The 18,579-nt window shown below is 55.3% G+C and carries 15 protein-coding genes; 7 read left to right on the forward strand and 8 right to left on the reverse strand.

The features are described from left to right. Positions 1-120: 120 nt before the first annotated feature. Both Enr10x_RS23515 and Enr10x_RS23520 read right to left on the reverse strand, forming a co-directional pair. A complete protein-coding gene (locus tag Enr10x_RS23515; RefSeq protein WP_145451555.1) occupies positions 121-1,428 on the reverse strand; it encodes a Gfo/Idh/MocA family protein in 1,308 nt (435 codons plus the stop codon). 183 nt (positions 1,429-1,611) lie between these two features. Beyond that, a complete protein-coding gene (locus Enr10x_RS23520) occupies positions 1,612-3,336 on the reverse strand; it encodes a hybrid sensor histidine kinase/response regulator (protein WP_145451556.1) in 1,725 nt (574 codons plus the stop codon). Between the two features lie 405 nt (positions 3,337-3,741). On the opposite strand from Enr10x_RS23520, the gene Enr10x_RS23525 reads away from it, so the two are divergent. From Enr10x_RS23525 to Enr10x_RS23545, 5 genes are all read left to right on the forward strand, one after another. After that, a complete protein-coding gene (locus tag Enr10x_RS23525; RefSeq protein WP_145451557.1) occupies positions 3,742-4,638 on the forward strand; it encodes a diacylglycerol/lipid kinase family protein in 897 nt (298 codons plus the stop codon). Between the two features lie 39 nt (positions 4,639-4,677). Beyond that, positions 4,678-5,520, forward strand: coding sequence for a 3-deoxy-8-phosphooctulonate synthase (gene kdsA / locus Enr10x_RS23530; protein WP_145451558.1), 843 nt, complete (start codon positions 4,678-4,680; stop codon positions 5,518-5,520). A gap of 160 nt (positions 5,521-5,680) precedes the next feature. After that, the gene (locus Enr10x_RS23535) at positions 5,681-7,399 is read left to right on the forward strand and encodes a hypothetical protein (RefSeq protein ID WP_145451559.1); all 1,719 of its coding nucleotides are present in this window, start codon (positions 5,681-5,683) and stop codon (positions 7,397-7,399) included. A gap of 47 nt (positions 7,400-7,446) precedes the next feature. Beyond that, a complete protein-coding gene (locus Enr10x_RS23540; RefSeq protein ID WP_145113539.1) occupies positions 7,447-8,487 on the forward strand; it encodes a bile acid:sodium symporter family protein in 1,041 nt (346 codons plus the stop codon). Positions 8,488-8,577: 90 nt separating this feature from the next. Continuing rightward, positions 8,578-9,801, forward strand: coding sequence for a hypothetical protein (locus Enr10x_RS23545; protein WP_145451560.1), 1,224 nt, complete (start codon positions 8,578-8,580; stop codon positions 9,799-9,801). Between the two features lie 26 nt (positions 9,802-9,827). Here Enr10x_RS23545 and Enr10x_RS23550 read toward each other — a convergent pair whose 3' ends face one another. Next, entirely contained in the window at positions 9,828-10,445 is a 618-nt protein-coding gene (locus Enr10x_RS23550) for a helix-turn-helix domain-containing protein (protein WP_145113543.1), read from the reverse strand. Positions 10,446-10,577: 132 nt separating this feature from the next. Here Enr10x_RS23550 and tdh point away from each other — a divergent pair, with 132 nt between their 5' ends. Both tdh and Enr10x_RS23560 read left to right on the forward strand, forming a co-directional pair. Further along, on the forward strand, positions 10,578-11,609 hold the full coding sequence (gene tdh, locus Enr10x_RS23555) for an L-threonine 3-dehydrogenase (RefSeq protein ID WP_145113545.1): 1,032 nt from the start codon (positions 10,578-10,580) through the stop codon (positions 11,607-11,609). Between the two features lie 45 nt (positions 11,610-11,654). Then, positions 11,655-12,839 carry a glycine C-acetyltransferase gene (locus Enr10x_RS23560; RefSeq protein ID WP_145113547.1) on the forward strand — a complete coding sequence of 395 codons (1,185 nt, stop codon included), beginning with the start codon at positions 11,655-11,657 and terminating at the stop codon, positions 12,837-12,839. A 193-nt stretch (positions 12,840-13,032) separates the two neighbouring features. Here Enr10x_RS23560 and Enr10x_RS23565 read toward each other — a convergent pair whose 3' ends face one another. From Enr10x_RS23565 to Enr10x_RS23585, 5 genes are all read right to left on the reverse strand, one after another. Further along, entirely contained in the window at positions 13,033-13,929 is an 897-nt protein-coding gene (locus Enr10x_RS23565; protein WP_145113549.1) for a hypothetical protein, read from the reverse strand. Then, the gene (locus Enr10x_RS23570; RefSeq protein ID WP_145451561.1) at positions 13,926-14,582 is read right to left on the reverse strand and encodes a MotA/TolQ/ExbB proton channel family protein; all 657 of its coding nucleotides are present in this window, start codon (positions 14,580-14,582) and stop codon (positions 13,926-13,928) included. Before Enr10x_RS23570 ends, Enr10x_RS23565 begins: the two co-directional genes overlap by 4 nt. A gap of 248 nt (positions 14,583-14,830) precedes the next feature. After that, positions 14,831-16,039 (reverse strand): 2,3-bisphosphoglycerate-independent phosphoglycerate mutase, encoded by a 1,209-nt coding sequence (locus tag Enr10x_RS23575; RefSeq protein ID WP_145113553.1) that lies wholly within the window; start codon positions 16,037-16,039, stop codon positions 14,831-14,833. Positions 16,040-16,190: 151 nt separating this feature from the next. Next, the gene (locus Enr10x_RS23580) at positions 16,191-17,522 is read right to left on the reverse strand and encodes a glycosyltransferase family 4 protein (RefSeq protein ID WP_145451562.1); all 1,332 of its coding nucleotides are present in this window, start codon (positions 17,520-17,522) and stop codon (positions 16,191-16,193) included. A 34-nt stretch (positions 17,523-17,556) separates the two neighbouring features. Then, complete coding sequence (locus Enr10x_RS23585) at positions 17,557-18,300, reverse strand: type 1 glutamine amidotransferase (protein WP_145113556.1); 744 nt, start codon at positions 18,298-18,300, stop codon at positions 17,557-17,559. Positions 18,301-18,579: the final 279 nt, after the last annotated feature.

Consider the following 18,579-nt stretch of genomic DNA (forward strand, 5'->3'; position numbering starts at 1 on the left):
GCATTAAACAACCTAACGGTTGTCCGCATCAAGATTTATTTAACTTACACAGAATCGTTACCCGCGTTGAGTGCCACCCGAGATTGGGCTCTAAGTCGAGAGTTGTAAGCGATAATCAGACTACAGCGTCCAGCCTTTGCGGTATTCGCGTTTGAGGTACTGGTCGGCTGCGGGGGCGTTGGTCACTTTCAGATTTTCGGCGTCCCATTCCAGTTTCTTTCCGCCGAGTCGGTAAGAGACGTTGCCCAGCAGTACCGTTTCGGTCAGCGGGCCGGCATAGGCAAAGTTACTGCCGGTGGGAGTGCCGTTGCGGATGGCGTTGAGCCATTCGATGTGGTGGCTTTCAGGACGGGTCAGATAAGGTTTCACCGGTTTAGCTTCTTTGCCGGCTTCCATGAAGACCTTATTAGTGCCATAGTCGGCGAGCAGACGGCCGTCGTCTCCTTCGAAGAGGACCGCACTGTTCTTTTCGTAGATCTCGGCCCCTTTGGGTTTCCAGCCGCCGTGATACCAGGTCATGTGGACCGGGGGCAGATCGTCGCGTTCGGTGAATTCATAATCGACGCGCATGAAGCTCGGGCAGTCGTTTTCGCCTTTGTGGCCCTTCTCGCCAACACCGACCACGGTTTTGGGGTACTTGAGTTTCAGGGCCCAGAACGGCAGGTCCATGTAGTGGCAACCGAAGTCGCCCAGCTGACCGTTGCCGAAATCCCACCAGTAACGCCAGTTGAAATGGAAACTGGTTTCGTTGTAGGGACGGAAGGGCGCCGGGCCGATCCACTGATCGTAGTTGACGTAGGCCGGGGGATGGTTTTCCTGTGAGCGTTTGCCTTCGATGCGCACACCTCCGCCGACCCAGACATGCACGCGACGGACGGGACCAATCACGCCGGACTGGACCATTTCGACAACCTTGCGATAGTTGTCTGTGGCGTGGATCTGGTTCCCCATCTGGGTTGGTACGCCGGCTTTGGCGGCCAGGTCGGTCAGCACGCGGGCTTCGTAAACGGAATGGGTCAGCGGTTTTTCACAGTAGACGGGCAGCCCTTTGCGAAGCGCCATGGCTGCTGCGGGAGCATGCATGTGATCGGGAGTGCTGACGAGGACTGCGTCAATGTCGTCCCGGTCGAGGGCCTTGCGGTAATCATTATAAGTGTCGGCGTGCGGGAATTCTTTGGAGGCTTTCTCCAGCCGGTGGGCGTCGATGTCACACAGGGCGACGAAGTTTTCTGATTTGGTGCCCGTGATGTTGGCATAAGCACGGGCGGCTACACCGATCGTCGCCAGGTTCAGTTTCTCGTTGGGGCTTTTGCTTTTGTTCGCTGCTTCCAGTGACGGGAGCGGTAGAGCAGAGGAGAGAGCGGGGACAGCGGTACCTGCGATGAGTGCTTTCTTGAGAAACTCGCGGCGGTCGACGGAATGAGACATCAGCAATTCTCCTTGAGCGAGAAGTCATCCGGTGGGGGGCAGAAAATCAGGCGAACCAGATCCGAGTGGGACTGGTACTGACCTCTGTATATATTAACTTTTTTAATATAAAGCAGGCGCAGACTGAAATCGAGCCTGTTATGAGAATTCGGGAAAAAATTGACGAGGGGGAACTGAGGCGTGTCAGTTGGAGGTTTCTGAGGTGATATCTTCGGAAATGCTGACTGCTTTTTCGACGCCGGTGACCAACTGGTCCAGGCGGAATGGTTTGTAGAGGACGCATTTCAAACCGAGCTGGCGTGCTTTCACGATCGAGTGCGTGGGATCGTAGCCGAAGCCTGTCATCAGGATGACGGGCAAATGCTCATGGATTTCACGGATCTGGGCGAAGCATTCGTACCCGTTCATATCGGGCAGGCGGATGTCGGCAATGACCACATCGTAGTGGAAGCTGCGGACCATCAGGAATGCTTCTTCACCGTTATGGGCGGTCTCGACTTCACACCCCAGCCGACCCAGCAGTTCGTGGGCGGCCCGCCTGACAGTGGCGTCACTGTCGACGACAAGAACCCGCTTGTTGAGCAGCTTGGGGTTCACCTGTCGCATGGCAGGCACTTTGTGGTGGTGTGGAGTCTGGGGAGCCATTTCGTCTCCCACCTGTTGGATCAGTTGCTTAATATGGCGAGTGTCTTTAAGGATACGCTGCAATCGCTCGCACACATTAGGCTCGTGTCCAATGTACCGCTCCAGAATCCAGGCAGTGTCGTTGAGGATCTCGTCGACCGGATCGACGACCCCACGCATGATTAACTCGGTACTGGCAGATGCCGTGGTCAGTTTTTCGACCACCAGCAGTTCCAGAGTATTGAGGGCAATCGCGACTTCGCGACTGAACAGTTCCAGGAAGTGCAGATCGTTTTCATCAAAAGCGCCGGTATGCGGACTTTCCACATTGAAGGTTCCCAGGACTTCGTCGTGCAGATGCAGAGGAACGGTCAGAGAACTGCGGGCATCCGGAGCGCCGGTCATATAAAGTGGATCGTGTGTCGTGTCTTCACAGAGATAACTCTTCCCTGTGGCGGCGACAAAACCGGTCACGCCGTTCCCTTCCGGCTTGGCAAACAGTTTGCGGTTGGTGGCAACCTGTTCCATGCCGACGGCCAGCAGAACATCCAGCCGCTGGGTGGCTTTATCCAGGATGCGAATCTCGACGGTTTCGAATTCCAGCAGATCCTGTGTGTAGTGCAGAATTTTGGCTTTGAGCAGTTCGATCCGGTCTTCGGTCGACATCTCGTAGATTTCTTCCGGCGAGAGATCGCCCAGTTCCAGACCGGCCTGGTAGATAGCGTTGAGTTTCTGACGCTGCAGGACTTCTGCGGAAATATCGCGGACACTGGCGACCAGATACGCGGGATCCTGTTCGCTGTCCGGTTCGGTAATGACCGGCATAACTTCGACGTCGAAATAACTCTTGTCTCCCACCCGCAATCCACTCTTGGCGAGCTTACGTGTGGAAAAGGCAGTGTGAAACGGGCTGAAATCCGGGCCCAGAATTTCGGGTGCCCCGAAGGCATCGTAGAAGGAATGACCGATTAACGATTCCTGCTGGTCGCATAACAGGTTCAGCCGATGGTTGGCCCAGATGATTCGCAGATCGGAATCGAGGACGACAACAGCGTGGGGCAGATATTCCAGCAGCGAGCCGGATTGAATCAATGCGAGGGGGAGTGTCCCGGGGGTCGCAGGGACCACCAGCGCGGAAACATTTCCCTGATCGAACTCCGCAATTCCCTGTGCCAGATTCTCCGGAGTCACCACCAGATAGTCGTCGGAAGCGAACTGCTGCCTCAAATCAGAGGTCTGGTTATCCGATGGCCCACAGAAGAGAATTTTATGCGGATTGGTCACTATGAAAACAGCCTTTGTCCACTAAGACACTTGTTGCCTGACTTAAAGTTGTATCATGAGCGAGGACACCTGTTATATTCTCCAATTTACCGGATCGGCTCACTGGAACACAAGTAATCTCAATCTTTAATTACGTATTTCTACTCATTAATGATAGAACATGAATTCCGGTTTTCGCGCTTTGAATCAAAATATTTTGAAAGCCGTAAACAAACCTGGGACAGTACCTATGAAATCGGCTTTCTGTCAGCCAAAATTAAGAAGCAAGGTAGTGAATCTTCTATTTTCAGAAAGTTCTTCACGATTTTGAATAGTTTTTCTCAAGTCTTCTCGCCTGAATGACTGACAAATCGGCTTTTCCAGCCGAGTCTTCCAGAACCTGCCGCCAGTTAAGAATGCCTTACGATGTCTGATGCCTGGGTCGCCATTCAGAGAAATCCGATTTCCGGAAAAGGGGATCGCGCTGCGTTGATTCTGGATCTGGTACAGCATTTAAAGCAGCAGGGAATCCGGCCGCGTCTGTTTTCCAATCGGGAACGGATGCAGGAATACGTGGCGGAGCGCATCCAGACCACGCCGCCGGAGTGCATCGTAGCCGCCGGGGGAGACGGGACGGTGCAGGATGTGGTGAATCGCTACCCGGATCAGCGGATTGCCGTTCTGCCTCTGGGGACCGAAAACCTGCTGGCGCGTTACCTGGGGATTCCCAAATCGGGTGCGTTCGTAGCGGAAATGATCAAACAGGGTGCCAGCCGGGAGATCGATGTCTGCCAGCTCAACCAGCGGAAGTTCGTCCTGATGGCCAGCATCGGCTTTGACGCCGCGGTCGTGGAAAATCTGGCCCAGGTCCGCAGAGGGAATATTTCGTACTTGAGTTACCTGAAGCCGGTCCTGAGAACCCTGTATGACTACCCCTTCGAATCTTTGTTGATCAGTTTAGACGATGGTGCCAGCGAAGAGACCGCCTATCATGCGATCGTCGTGAATATTCCCGCCTACGGGCTGAATCTGAACTTCTCGCCGGATGCGGTCGACCACGACGGGATGCTGGACCTGATCCTGTTTCGCAAACGGGGTATCATCAGCATGCTGCTTTACCTGTGGCAGATCATCCGAGGCACGCATCTGACGTCAAAATACGTTCAGAAGATCCAGGCCCGCTCGATCCGGATTCATTCGACCAGGCCGGTGCCGATCCAGACCGATGGAGATGCCTCCGGGTTGACGCCGGCGGAAATCAAGGTCATTCCCCGAGCCCTGAAGCTGATCGTCCCTTGCCCCATTCAGACGATTGAAGCATAATTCGTAAAAATACCCGACTCCCACTGAAAGGATTCTCCCGTGGCCCAAAACCCTGTCTCGATCGGCAAGCTGCAGTGCGGCACGCAGTTGCCCCTGCTGTTCATTGCCGGCCCCTGTGTGATTGAAAGCGAAGACCTGGTGCTGAGCACTGCCGAACGCCTGGCTGAAATTGCAGCCCGGGATGGCCTGTCGCTCGTTTTCAAGTGCAGCTTTGATAAAGCCAACCGGACCAGCGTCGACAGCTTCCGCGGCCCGGGGCTGGAGGCGGGGCTGGAAATTCTGGCGAAGGTCAAACAGGTCACGGGTCTGGAAGTGACCACCGATATCCATGAACCGGGGCAGGCGGCCGCGGCTGCGGAAGTCTGTCGGATTTTACAGATCCCGGCATTTCTGGCCCGGCAGACCGATCTTTTGGAAGCGGCTTCGAAAGCGGCGCTGCAGCACGGGGGCGTGGTGAATATCAAGAAACCACAGTTCGTAGCGCCCGAGGACTGTATTCATGCGGTGAAGAAGTGTGAAGCGTTCGGACAGGAACAACTGATGCTGACCGAGCGGGGAACCACTTTCGGTTACGGACGGCTGGTGAATGACATGCGGTGCATTCCCATCATGCAGGCCATGGGACCGCCGGTGATTTTCGATGCGACCCACAGCGTGCAGACTCCGGGAGGCAAATCGACCGGAGGGCAGCGGGAGATGATTCCTTACCTGGCGCGGGCGGCAGTAGCCTGTGGCTGTGACGGCATCTTTGCGGAGACACATCCCGACCCCTCACAGGCGCTCAGTGACGGACCGAATATGCTGCCTCTGGACGAGTTTGCCGGTTTTGCGGCCGAATTGCTGCGGTTTCGTGCCCTGGTGAACGAAATCGGAGCCCCTTAAGACGTTCCATCTGCCTGAAAATCGGTTATAGTATAGAGTACAGTCAGTTGAATGATCGATCTTCTGTCGTCTCATCACCTGTGAATGCACCGCATCTTCAACACCACATCTCCATCAGAGAATTGATGGGAATGTACCATACTATGAAACCACGATTGATATGACTTTGACCGCTCTGCTCCGCCCATTTTCCAGAAATCGCCAGTCTGTGCTGCCCGGCGTCTGTCTCTGCTGTCTGTTGATCTGCCTGTCCGGTTGCAAACCTCCCAAACCCGCGAAAAAAGCAGGGGCCGGCGGTAAGGGAGGCACTACCACAGCAACGACGTCTGTGACCCAGAAGGGCGATTCGGAATGTCTCAGTTATATCGATAATTCGATCAACATGATGCAGCCCAAACGGCTGGGGATCAGTTCCGGTCTGAAACCCGCTGTCTCTCTGCTGAACGAGTGGGCCGAGAGTTGTGGTAATTTTGACGCAAAACCACCCACAGTAACCGATTCCCAGAAACCGTTTCTGCAGAAATATCTGAGTGAAGCCCAGTTGGCCAAGATGGATCTGACGCGGTTTACTGAAATCGACGGCAATTTCATCAGAGATTCACAGTTATTTAACGGGATGGTCAGTGCAGCCATTGAAGGCAAAAAGAATGACCTGGAACGAACCACGGCTGCCTTCTATTACACCGTGAACAATATTGACCTCGTCCCGGAAGAGAAGAATGCGCTGCCACTCTCGCCCTATGAAATCTGTGTGATCGGTTCCGGAACGGCACAGCAGCGGGCCTGGATCTTTATTGACCTGATGCGACAGTTGCGGATTGATGCCGTTCTGTTCCGGCCTGCGAAGCCGGCGCCGTTCAAGCTGCTGGTCGGCGTGCTGCTGGAAGACAAGATCTACCTGTATGATCCCGTGCTGGGACTGCCGATCCCCGCTCCTGCACAGCCTGCAGATACGATTCAGATTCAGATGCCGGCCACGTTCGCCGAGGTCCAGCAGGATCCCGATCTGCTGAAAAAGTTTTATGGCAAGTATACCGACAGCCGTTTCTCTGCTGAGGAACTGAAAACCGCCCAGGTGGAGATTCTCGGGCGGAGCAGTGAATGGTCGACGCGGATGCGTCGTCTGGAAGATTCGTTGTCCCGTAAACAGACCTTTGTGCTGTATCGCAACCTGGACCCTCTGGAGGGTGACCCGGGCTTCATCGGGCACATCCAGTCGATCGGCAAGGGCATGCTGAAAGACAACAAGATCGTTGTTTCGGAATACCCCGATAATGAGATCAATGCCAGTGAAGCGATCAGTGGAGAGCAGGCCAAGACACTGTCCCTCATCAAACTGCCGTTCCGCGCACCGGTTCCCTACGATGCCAAGCAAGCGGTTGAGAACGCCCAGGGCTTCTTCGAGGTCAAATGGGGGGCTCCCACCAAAAAACTGCTGAAAACCCGCCTTTCACAATTGCTGGGTGAGCAGCAGGCCGCAATCAAAAGCTACGTCTCCACACGGCTGGAAGAACGCTTCCCTGCCGATCTGGTTGTACCGCCGGAGATCCGCCAGATGCATGTTCTGGCAGGTCAGAATGCGGCTTACTTTATCGGAATCGGGCAGTTCATTCAGGAAGAATACGCCGTCGCGGCCCAGTCATTTGACAGCTTCCTCCGTCACCGGTTTTACATTCATCGCGACAGCCAAGGGAAGTGGCTGGGGCGTTCCCTGTCTGTCCTGTACCACATGGCGATTGCGGATGCGGAATCAGGCAAGATCAACAGCGCGATTTTCTCTTTGTCAGAAAATGAGAATAAAGGCTGCCCGGATGCCATGCGGCCCGCATTTGCATTTTTCAGCGAACGCTGGAAGATCATTCGGGACAAGAACAAGTAAACAACCCCCTGCTGCTCACCCGCCCCACACCAACTGAAAATTGAGACATGCTTGCCTTTTTACGACGACGCTGGTTTTTGCTGTGCATCACGGTGGTGATTGCCTGCGGCGTCTATGCCGGTCATGAAGGATCGCAGGAGACCCTGTCCCAGGTGAGGCAGTTTATTCGTCCTTCGTGGCTGACCGCGATCGTCCTGTTTCTGATGTCGCTGAGCCTGAATTCCGAACATCTGCTGTCATCGATCCGCAAACCGGGGCCGCTGTTTCTCTCGCTGGCGACCAACATTGTGCTGCTGCCCCTGATCGCCTGGGCGCTGCTGCCGCTGCAGCTGACTCCCGATTTTCAGATCGGGCTGATCATTATGGCCTGCGTGCCGTGCACGCTGTGCGGGGCTTCGGTCTGGACGAGACGAGGAGGCGGAAATGACGGCGTCTCGCTGATGGTGACCATGATCACCAACGGGGCCTGCTTTCTGACCGTTCCCTTCTGGATTCTACTGATCACCTCCCGTGAGATCGAATTCGATCGCGTGCAGATGGTCACGAAGCTGTTTTATGCAGCGATGCTCCCCGTGGTTGTCGGTCAGATACTGCGGCTGAATCCGCGGATCAAACAGTTCGCCGACCGGATTACGTCGCGACTGGGAACCGTGGCATTGGTCTTCGTACTGTTCATGGTACTGCTGGCAGCGGTACAGACCGGCTATGGAATTCAGACATCCAAAGTGGGGATCTCCCTGGCGGCCGTCGTGGTGGTCTGGATCAGCTGCATCGTGGTGCATGTAGGAGGCTTTTTCACAAATCTGCTGCTGGGCAAGACATTTCGGTTTCATCCCCGTGACCGGATCGCCAGTGCAATCGCGGGCAGCCAGAAGACACTGCCAATTGCGGTCTTCGTGGCGACGGACGCGTCGATGTTCGGCAATGCCGGGATTCCGTCAGCCGTTTTTCCGCTGCTGATGTTTCATACGTCACAGTTCTTTATCGATACGATCCTCGCCGATCGGCATCGAGAGAAGTACGCGGATGTGTCAGAACCAGAGCCCGTGGAAGCGGAGCCACAGCCGGTGTCTGCCTGCGAGCAGTAGCAGCTTAGAGGTCTGCACACCACCTGCTATTCCCTGACTGTACAATTTGTATTAAGCTGCGCGCTGACGACAGGGGCAGGAATATAAATCTTGGTAGCAGGAGCGATACTGATGCAGCAGAGCCCCGGATTCTCATGGAACAGATCACTTGAGTTTTTCTATTCCCTATGCGCTGTCCTTACACTTTTCCTGACTTGCAGTCCCACTGTGCAAAGCCAGGAAGTGAAATCAAAAGAAGTCGCCGCCATTGAGGACCTGGACTCCTTTATGAAAGAACTGAAGTGGATTCGCGACGAGTATCTAAAGCAGAGTCGAGTTCCCCCAAACGCGTTTGTGCAGGGTGTCATCAACCCAGGCAATCGAAAGTTCACACTTGTGACCCGCAATGGAAAGATGCGGCTCGATATCGAGAAATTCATTTTGTCAGGATTCGACAAAAAACCAGAACGGCGCACCATAATTAATTTGCATGATGGCCAGAACTTTTACGTGCTCAACAAAAACACCATCGTGATCAGTAATCCAGATCTGAATTATTTAGACTGGCGGTCTGATTCTACGAACGAAGTTCATCAGTTTTACATGCCCGATCTGTATGGTATCGAACCGGTGGATGACATCAGACCGGTGGATGAATATTGTGACAGTCTCCTACAGATCCTTCGCAACATTCGCGCCGATCCCTTCAATAAAGAAAAATTGATCAAAGCCATTGCTTCCGGTCAGGCTATTCTACAAATCACAAAGGATGGTCCGCTGCATACCATCGAAGTATGCGGACCGATGGCCGAAGACGGATCGGGGCGAATCGATGTGCGTCGAATCGTTTTGGATGAGCGGTATGGCTACTTACCAGTTCATTCGCTTCGAGTCGAAATGCCAGCCCCAGGTGCCTCTGCATGGAAAAAAACGTATCAGATTAAAACTCAGTACCAGGAAGTCGCTCCCGGAATTTACTTTCTGTCTCAGGGGAGGTCTGAATACGACTACCATAATCCTGAGATTGACAATGTAGAAAAGGAATCAGATTCCTATTCCTACACTACCATCGTCAAGAAAACAGAGACTGGTACTGAAATCAACAAGCGGACAATACATTCCCATACTGACATCAAGATCACCAAAGTGAAAACGAGCGATTTTGAAATTGCGGACGACTATTTTGATCCGAAGTCACTCAAGATCAAACCTGGTATCCATGTCTCCGACCGGCGGGCTCGGCCACCTCTTAGCTACACTTACAGTGAAAGCCATCTGGACCCGAAAGCTCTGAATGACACTCTTTGGAATGAGCGTTCCATCAGGGCAGAATAGACTCCTCTGTAGCGCGGCTGTTTCCCTCAGTTCTGGTAGATCACGACCAGAAACAGGACGGCTTCGCCGCGGCCCGCATTACTGATGGTGTGGGGCACGTCGACCCGGTAGCTGGCGGAATCGCCGGGGCCGAGCACGGTGGTGTCTTCGCCGGACTGCAGTTCGATCTTGCCTTTTTCGACGGTCAGGAATTCCCGCGTCCCTTTGAAGTGGGGCGCACTTTGCAGCTTTCCATTGGCGTGCAGCTGCACTTCGTAGAACTCGACATCTTTTTCCAGGTGGAGCGGCGAGAGCGTGCGGATGCGGCATTCATCGTCGGAACGGTAATGAAAGGTGCGATCGTCGGCCCGGATGACTTCGATCGAAGAGGTGGAAATCGGTGCTTCGACCAGTTCGCCCAGGGCGATGCCGAACGCCTGCGAAATGCGGACCGTGACGGCCAGCGTGGGATTGGCTTCGCCGCGCTCGATCTGGCTCAACATGGAACGGCTCACCCCACAGGCGGCAGAGAGCGAATCGAGCGACCAGCCCCGCTCTTTCCGCAGGGCACGGACGCGCTGTGAGAGCTGCCCGCTGATCTCATCGGGAGAGAGTTCGGCGGTTGGTCTGCTGGTGGTCTGGTTGCGTGGCGGCTGGGCGGGCATCGCTATTTCCAATATATTGGATTACAACTCTTGCAAAATGGATTTTCATTTTCTATTATACTGGAGAATCAGACATTATAAAGGATTCAGTCTGCTGATCCTTCGAAATATTTCTTTGAGCGGGGTGAAATCATGAAGGCACTCGTGAAGAAAGAGTCCAGGCCGGGCCTCTGGCTGGAAGAAGTTCCCAAACCGACGATCGGCATCAATGATGTGCTGATCAAAGTCGATCGAACGGGGATCTGCGGCACCGACGTCCATATTTACAAATGGGACGACTGGGCCCAGAAGACGATACCGGTCCCGATGGTGGTGGGGCATGAGTTCGTCGGCGAGATCGTGGAGGTTGGTTCGAACGTGGCCGACTATGTTCCGGGCGAAATCGTCAGCGGGGAAGGACACGTGGTCTGCGGGCGGTGCCGAAACTGTTTCGCGGGGCGACGGCATTTGTGTGCTCATACGCGGGGCGTGGGTGTGAATCGGCCGGGCGCGTTTGCGGAATACATTTCGCTGCCGATGACGAATATCTGGCACCACGATCCCTCGATTGACCGGGACGTGGCCTCGATTTTCGACCCGTTCGGGAACGCCGTGCATACGGCACTCTCGTTTGACGTGCTGGGAGAAGACGTGCTGATTACGGGTGCGGGGCCGATCGGCGTGATGGCGGCTGCGGTCGTCCGGCATGCGGGAGCCCGGCACGTGGTCGTGACCGATGTGAACCCGTACCGGCTGGAACTTGCGAAAAAAATGGGAGCGACACTCGCGCTGGACGTGCGGGAGCATACGATTGCCAACGCCCAGAAAGAACTGGGGATGACTGAGGGCTTCGACGTGGGGCTGGAGATGTCGGGGAACCCGGTCGCCTTCCGCGACATGCTCAACAACATGTGTCACGGCGGGAAGATCGCGATGCTGGGAATCCCGGAAAAAGAGATCGCCATCGACTGGACCCTGGTGGTGTTCAACATGCTGACGATTAAGGGGATCTACGGTCGCGAAATGTATGAGACCTGGTATAAGATGACAGTGATGCTGCAGAGCGGGCTGGATATCAGCCCCATCATCACGCACCGCTTCCATGCCAGTGAATTCGAAAAAGGGTTCGAGGTCATGATGTCGGGTCAGTCCGGCAAGGTAATTCTCGACTGGAAAGAAATGTAAGACAGAATACGTCACGACGCCGCAAATTTAATCAGGAACCATCCTATGTACGGATCGATCAAGCAGGAACTGGAAAAGACGCTCGCAGAAATCAAAGAAGCGGGCCTGTACAAGGCAGAGCGGATCATCACCACGCCGCAGGATGCCCATATTCGTGTGGCAGCCGGGGAGCCGGTGTTGAACATGTGCGCGAATAATTACCTCGGTCTGGCCGAGAATCCAGAGGTGATCGCTGCCGCCCACGAAGGGTTGGACCAGTGGGGCTACGGGCTGTCGTCGGTGCGGTTCATCTGCGGAACCCAGTCGATTCATAAGGAACTGGAACAGAAGCTGAGCTCGTTTCTGGGGACCGAAGATACGATCCTGTATACATCCTGCTTCGATGCGAACGGCGGGCTGTTTGAGACGCTGCTCACGAAAGAGGATGCCATCATCTCGGATGAGCTGAACCACGCGAGCATCATCGACGGCGTCCGTCTCTGCAAAGCCCAGCGGTTCCGTTACAAGAACAACAACATGCAGGACCTGGAAGAACAGCTCAAGGCAGCTGCCTCGGCCCGGTTCCGCATGATTGCCACCGACGGTGTGTTCTCGATGGACGGTTATATTGCCAACCTCCCGGCGATCTGCGATCTGGCAGACAAGTATGATGCACTGGTGATGGTCGACGATTCCCACGCCGTCGGCTTCATGGGCCAGCACGGCAAGGGGACGCATGAATTCCATGACGTAATGGAGCGGATTGACATTCTGACGGGAACGCTGGGCAAGGCGCTGGGTGGTGCCAGCGGGGGCTATACTTCTGGTCGCAAAGAGATCGTGGAACTGTTGCGGCAGCGGTCGCGGCCGTACCTGTTCTCGAATTCGGTCGCACCGCCGATTGTGGCTGCGTCGATCAAAGCCATCGATCTGCTGACGGCTTCGACGGAACTCCGCGACAAGCTGGAAGCGAATACGAAACATTTCCGCGCCGGCATTTCGCAGGTCGGCTTTGATGTGCTGGAAGGCGAACATCCCATCGTCCCGATCATGCTGGGTGATGCAGCGCTGGCCGCCCGTGTGGCGGATGCGTTGCTGCAGAAGGGGATCTACGTGATCGGCTTCTCGTATCCCGTGGTGCCGCAGGGTAAGGCACGGATCCGAACCCAGATTTCCGCTGCCCATTCGATTGAAGACCTGGATTTTGCGATCGAGAAATTCAAAGAGGTCAAACAGGAACTGGGGATCTAGGTAGTGTTTCTTAATTCGGATGGTCTATACCAAAGTCGTTTCAACCGGGGCTAACGCCCTGCGGCTAATTTTCTTTTCTGTTGTTGAAGTCCTGAAAACAAGGGCAAGAGCACACCCTCGGCCACGGTAAAGAATCACATAGCTATCGCGATTGACCTCTTAATCACGCTGAAATGTATTAAAGAAACGCCACCTAGCGGGACTCGGCCGGCTGTTTCTTCGTGGAAACAGTTGATTGAGGCACAAAGCCCATGACGGCATATTCGAAGCGGGTGCGGCCACTGCTGTCGGCCCGCATGCGTTCGGCAACCAGGGGTAGCCCCTGTGTGGCGGCAAATCGGACGGACGCTTTGGCATCTCCATAAGAAAAGAGGATGATCACCAGGCTCTTGGGCTGCGGCGTGGTTTTGTAGACAGCATAGAAGCGATCGACAAACTCCTCTTTCGTAGCCGCCCGGAAGTCAGCCGACTTGTCGCCAATCTGCAGTTGAAAGACGCCGTTCTCGGTCAGATAGAGATCCCAGATGTCGCTGCGTTTGGTGAGTTCGTCGTAGGTCAGAAAGTGCCGCACGACATCTTCACCCCGGGCCTCGGCGAGTTCCTTGAGTTGCTTGCGGATTCGCTCCCGTTGTTCGCGGGTTTCCGGGGAATCGGGGGTGCCTTTGGATTTCAGCAGCGGATCCAGCGTGTCTTCCGGTAGCTGAAACAGCTGCTGCACGAGTTCCCCGACCCGGTCGCGCTGATCACGCAGGCGTTCGATCTGCTCGGACTGTTCCATCTGCGTTTTTTCTGACTGCTGCTGGAGCATCCGGAAACTTTTTTGAGACGTTTCATAGGCCTCTCTGGACTTTTCAATCGATTGCAGGGCTTTGGCATTTTCTGTGGTCAGCTGCAGTAACCGTTCCTGCTCTGCGGCGCTGCGTTTTTCCAACTGCGCTACCTGCTGCTCTGCCTGCGTGACTTTGGTCTCGGCTCGCTGTTCGATGCGGGCGGTCGTTTCCTGCGTGTCCATGAACTGTGCGAAAATGACAATCAGGAGCAGGTCGAGCAGAGGCGTGAGTTGAAACGTTAAACGGCGACGGCTGATCATGGATTCGCAGCGCTCCCCTCCGCCAGTGCCAGTTCCCGCTTGGCCCGTACGACGGTATCGCGGACATGCTGCCGGTTTTCGACCAGTCCCAGAAAGGAGGTTTCGAGGACACTGTTGATAAACATCAGCAGGATGGCAGCGGCCAGTCCGGCGAAGGTGGACCAGATGGCATCACCGAAATGGCTGACGATGGAGCTGATGGCCGAACCGGTCTCGGCACCGGCGTTCGTCTGCAGGGCCGCCCCCATCGCGAGGATGGTCCCCAGGACCCCGGCCAGCGGGTAGGCTTCAATCATCGTGCGGCAGATGTTATAGCAGGTCTCGAAGAAATGCGAATTGAGGTAGCGGCGTTTTTCATCGAGGATGTGCACGCGTTCGGAGAGGACCTTGCGGTCGGCGGGGTTGGCCCCCGGTTCAATGGTTTCGTTGACGTCCGCCAGAAAGGCTTCGATCTGATCGGAAAGGTGTCCGGTGGAATCGAGCAGGCTGCGGTGTTTGAGGCCGCGGGTGAAGTCATCCAGGGACGAGGCGATGCCCCGCAGGTCGCGGCGGGACCAGACCCAGAGTACGAAGAAGAAGAACAGGTGTGCTCCACAGGCCAGAATGATGATGAAGGTGGAGAGTCCTGAAAGCTGGCTTAAGTACTGCGACATCAATGACACCTGGAGTAGAAAATGGTTGTGGTCCTGTTCTTCAGTCTGACCTGGCGCGCGGCCCCTGTCCAGAGAACGGCATTATTAGCAGGATCGATCAAAATCATCCGGATTCCTTGATGTTTCCTGTCGATCAGGGCAGGCAGCGTATTTTACCTTCCAGTCACAACGAATATAACGAAAAAGGATGCCGCCTTCCGCAGAAGAGGGCATCCTTTGAGAGTCTGGTTGAGTGATTCCCGCTGGGATCAGGCACCATATTTTTCCAGGCGACCGGCGTGGGCCATGGCCATGGACATCAGGTACTTGGCTTCGAACTGCCCCAGTCCGCCCTTGATGCACTCGGATTCACCGAAGCTCTGGCAGGCATCGAAGCGGGCATTTTCCGCAGAGAGCAGCACGGGCACGGGATGCCAGCTGTGCGACTTCATCTTGGACGGTGTGCTGTGGTCGCCAGTGACGATCAGCACGTCCGGGTTAAGCGCTTTGATACGGGGAATGCAGGAATCGACTTCTTCGGTTTTGGCGACTTTGGCAGCGAAGTTACCGTCTTCGCCGGTGGAGTCGGTGTATTTGTAGTGCACGAAGAAGAAATCGTAATCGTCCCAGATTTTTTCGAGGCGATCCATCTGCGATTCGAGGGTCTGGCCGGCATCCTGGACGTCCATACTGACCAGGCGGGCCAGCCCGCGGTACATCGGATAGACGGCGATGGCAGCAGCACGGGTGCCGTAGACTTCCTCGAAGGTAGGGATCTCCGGCATCTTGGCGATGCCCCGCATGGTAAGCAGGTTGGCAGGACGATCGTCTTTGAGGATCTCCGTTGCCTGCTTCAGAAACTCTTTCAGAATGTCGGCTGTCTTCTGAGAAGCTTCGTTGTTTCCGACCGGTTCCAGCGGAGGGACACCGGTTTTCTGGGGATCGGTATCATGGATATCGCCGCCCAGACCTTTGGCCCGCAGGACAATCACCAGGCGGTATTCTTTTACGGGACGGACGAAAACTTCAACGCCGGGAATTTCGATCTGATCGAGTTTCTTGCAGAGTTCGACGCCGATCTCGCTGGCGATGCGGCCGGCACGACGGTCGGTGATGTTGCCGTCATCGTCGAGCGTGCAGAAGTTGCCGCGGATGGCGACGTCGTCGGGACCGAGTTCAAAATCGATGCCCAGGGCTTCGAGCACACCGCGACCGATGTTGAATTCGAGCGGATCGTAGCCAAACAGACCCAGGTGACCGGGACCGCTGCCCGGAGTGATGCCGGGGAGCACGGGAATGCTACGTCCGAGGGTTCCGTTCTTGGCCAGTTCGTCGAGGTTGGGGGTGTTGGCTGTTTCCAGTTCGGTTTTTCCGCCCGGTTCCAGCGGGAGTCCGCCCAGTCCGTCTGAGACGAGCAGGACGATCTTGGAATCATTCTTCTTCTGCAGTTTTTTCATTAACGCATGCAAATCAGCCATTGAAATAATCAAACCTTATATGCTTATGTTTCTATATGAGGGAAGCGGACCGTGAGCCCGTTCCGTACGATTTCCGTCTGAAGCTATACCATAGCGGAATCCCGGGAAATTGTTAAGCAGGACGGCGGGACATTCAGAACCCAGGCGGTAATTAGCGGGGGTTCTCTGCGGGAGTATTGGCGGTGAGGCGATCCCGGAAAAACTGCAGGCTTTCGGTGGCCATCAGCTCGGCATTGTAGTACTGGCGGACGCGTTCGTAACCCTGTTGTGCCAGCTGTTTACGGTAATCCTTGTCCGCGTAGAGGAGTTCCCAGGCCTCGACGAGCGCCTGGGTATCGCCGGGAGGATACAGCAGCCCGCCGCCCGTCTGATCAATCAGTTCGGGAAAGGCACCGTGGTCAGGCTGAACGACAGGCACCCCGTTCGCCAAGGCTTCCAGCACGAAGATCCCTTTGGGTTCCTGGTAGTCAGTTGGTACAGAGAGGACCGAAAGACTTTTATAGAAGTCGACCTTCTCCTCATGGGAAGCGGGGCCGCCCCAGTATTGATAGGACTCCTTTAGTTCCGCCAGCGGAGCCGTGGTCTCCTGAAACCAGGCTTCGTTCTCTTTCCCCAGAAAGCCTCCGACCAGCAGGCGGCTGTCGGGATGTCGTTCGTGGAAGATCTGGAACGCTTCGACGACGTTCTGCAGTCCCTTCTCTTTGCAGATCCGGGCGAAGAAGCCGATGGTGAAGGGTGCGTCGACGCTGGTCTCGGGAGTACCATCATAGCCTTCCAGGTTGATGCCGAGCAGGACCTTGTGGAAATGATCGACGGGCACATCCAGGTAGGCAGACATGAAATCGCGGTAGTAGTCGCTGTGCACCAGCACGCCATCCAGCTGCTGGACGTTCGAGCGAATCAGCTCCAGCGAACGGCTGCGGTAGGGCTCGCCCAGTTCTTCCAGAAAGACATCGTCCCCCTGGAGAATACAGAACAGAGGCCCCTGAAAATGCTGTTTGATGGCTTTGATCGTGCCTGAGAGCAGGGCATTGCTGAGGCAGATCACATCGGGTTTGAGTGTCTCTCCCAGGAACTGCGCGAGCTCTTCGATTTCGACACCTTCGGCTCCCTGATCTCCTTCCAGCAGGTTGACGGTGAGCGCCCCCAGTTCGTGAGCATCATTGCTGACACCAAAACTGGTAGCGAGATTGATGATCCAGGGAGTATCGAGCCAGTGTTTCAGAAAGCGGGGCAGACGCCGCCAGAGCCGGGAGCGGTAATTGAGATAGACGTTGATGCCCCCCAGGAAAACGGGAGAGCCTGTCATGTTTTCTTCATCGACGCGGATGGGGGTGTAGGTGGGAACCAGGGTTGCTTCGGCTCCCTGCTGCATCATGGCTTTCGTCCAGGTGTTGTCGTGCATACACGCGCCGCAGAACATCCCGGCTCCTCCCGAGGTGATGATGGCGACATGCAGTTTCTGGTCTGGCGGTTGTGACATAAACGGGTTACCTGTGAAAAAACTGGCAGGCAGGTCAGGTCTGGTTCAGATGCCGGGGAGCAATTTCCTGCACAAAACGTTTTAACAAAGCCATGGTTTCGGGGGTATCGTGAATCGAATGGCGAAACTCATCCAGTGAGAGACCGGAGATTTTCGTCACGTATTCGGGGTAGGTATTGAGGCGTCCCAGAAACGATTCCCGATCGAGTTCGGGATGAAACTGGGTACAGTAAATGGGGCGATCCAGAAAGCGATAGGCCTGATTTTCCACGCGGTCAGTTGAGGCTAACAGTTCGGTGCCCGGCGGCAGCTCGACGACCGTATCTTCGTGCCCCATCAGGCCTTGCAGAACTTCTCCGGAGGGTCCAAAGACCGGATCTGCCTTGCCGGATGCGGTCAGACTGACATGATGAACTCCAAGTTCGGCCCGGTTGAGATCGTGGATCACGCGACCTCCCATGGCGCGGGCCATCGCCTGAAATCCCCAGCAGGAGGCGAATGTGGGCTTGCGGGTGTCATGCACGACGCGGAGGCTCTCCAGCGCGATCTCGAGCCAGTCTCCTTCGCCTGCAGCCGAGTAGTGACCACTGCCGCCGATCAGCACCACGTCTGTCTCGGTCAGGTCGGCTTCATGAAGTTGACCGCCGAGGAGATCGAAGACCGAGATCTGACTGACCTGCGTCTCCAGCGAGCGGGCGAAGCAATTGACTTCCTGCTGCCGCATCGGATCGTCAGGGTTGCGAACCTGTAACAAGAGATAGCGTAGTTGTTGCAGCATTCCAGTCCGCTCATTTCCTCATACCGGATCTCTGGCAGAGACACGGTCAATCAGTACTTATTTATGTGTAACGTTTGAGTTCGCAGCTGTCATGCATGACAGCTGTTTTATATTACTATTACTGCACAGGAAATGATATCAAGGTCGGCAGAATCTCGTGTTTTGACCGTCGGCTGTGTGTCACAATCGTTAATACTTCATATATGAACAGATGCCGAATCAGTTTTTTTGCCAAGAATTCATTTTCATTTTATATATCGCTTGACAAAAATCGGGATT

Source organism: Gimesia panareensis (assembly GCF_007748155.1).
Classification (GTDB): domain Bacteria; phylum Planctomycetota; class Planctomycetia; order Planctomycetales; family Planctomycetaceae; genus Gimesia; species Gimesia panareensis.

What these genes read in the sequence shown, in the direction of transcription:
- Enr10x_RS23515 (WP_145451555.1), bottom strand. Translation starts at nt 1,428, where the DNA reads ATGTCTCATTCCGTCGACCGCCGCGAGTTTCTCAAGAAAGCACTCATC.
- Enr10x_RS23525 (WP_145451557.1), top strand. Translation starts at nt 3,742, where the DNA reads ATGTCTGATGCCTGGGTCGCCATTCAGAGAAATCCGATTTCCGGAAAA.
- Enr10x_RS23535 (WP_145451559.1), top strand. Translation starts at nt 5,681, where the DNA reads ATGACTTTGACCGCTCTGCTCCGCCCATTTTCCAGAAATCGCCAGTCT.
- Enr10x_RS23540 (WP_145113539.1), top strand. Translation starts at nt 7,447, where the DNA reads ATGCTTGCCTTTTTACGACGACGCTGGTTTTTGCTGTGCATCACGGTG.
- Enr10x_RS23550 (WP_145113543.1), bottom strand. Translation starts at nt 10,445, where the DNA reads ATGCCCGCCCAGCCGCCACGCAACCAGACCACCAGCAGACCAACCGCC.
- tdh (WP_145113545.1), top strand. Translation starts at nt 10,578, where the DNA reads ATGAAGGCACTCGTGAAGAAAGAGTCCAGGCCGGGCCTCTGGCTGGAA.
- Enr10x_RS23560 (WP_145113547.1), top strand. Translation starts at nt 11,655, where the DNA reads ATGTACGGATCGATCAAGCAGGAACTGGAAAAGACGCTCGCAGAAATC.
- Enr10x_RS23565 (WP_145113549.1), bottom strand. Translation starts at nt 13,929, where the DNA reads ATGATCAGCCGTCGCCGTTTAACGTTTCAACTCACGCCTCTGCTCGAC.
- Enr10x_RS23570 (WP_145451561.1), bottom strand. Translation starts at nt 14,582, where the DNA reads ATGTCGCAGTACTTAAGCCAGCTTTCAGGACTCTCCACCTTCATCATC.
- Enr10x_RS23575 (WP_145113553.1), bottom strand. Translation starts at nt 16,039, where the DNA reads ATGGCTGATTTGCATGCGTTAATGAAAAAACTGCAGAAGAAGAATGAT.
- Enr10x_RS23580 (WP_145451562.1), bottom strand. Translation starts at nt 17,522, where the DNA reads ATGTCACAACCGCCAGACCAGAAACTGCATGTCGCCATCATCACCTCG.
- Enr10x_RS23585 (WP_145113556.1), bottom strand. Translation starts at nt 18,300, where the DNA reads ATGCTGCAACAACTACGCTATCTCTTGTTACAGGTTCGCAACCCTGAC.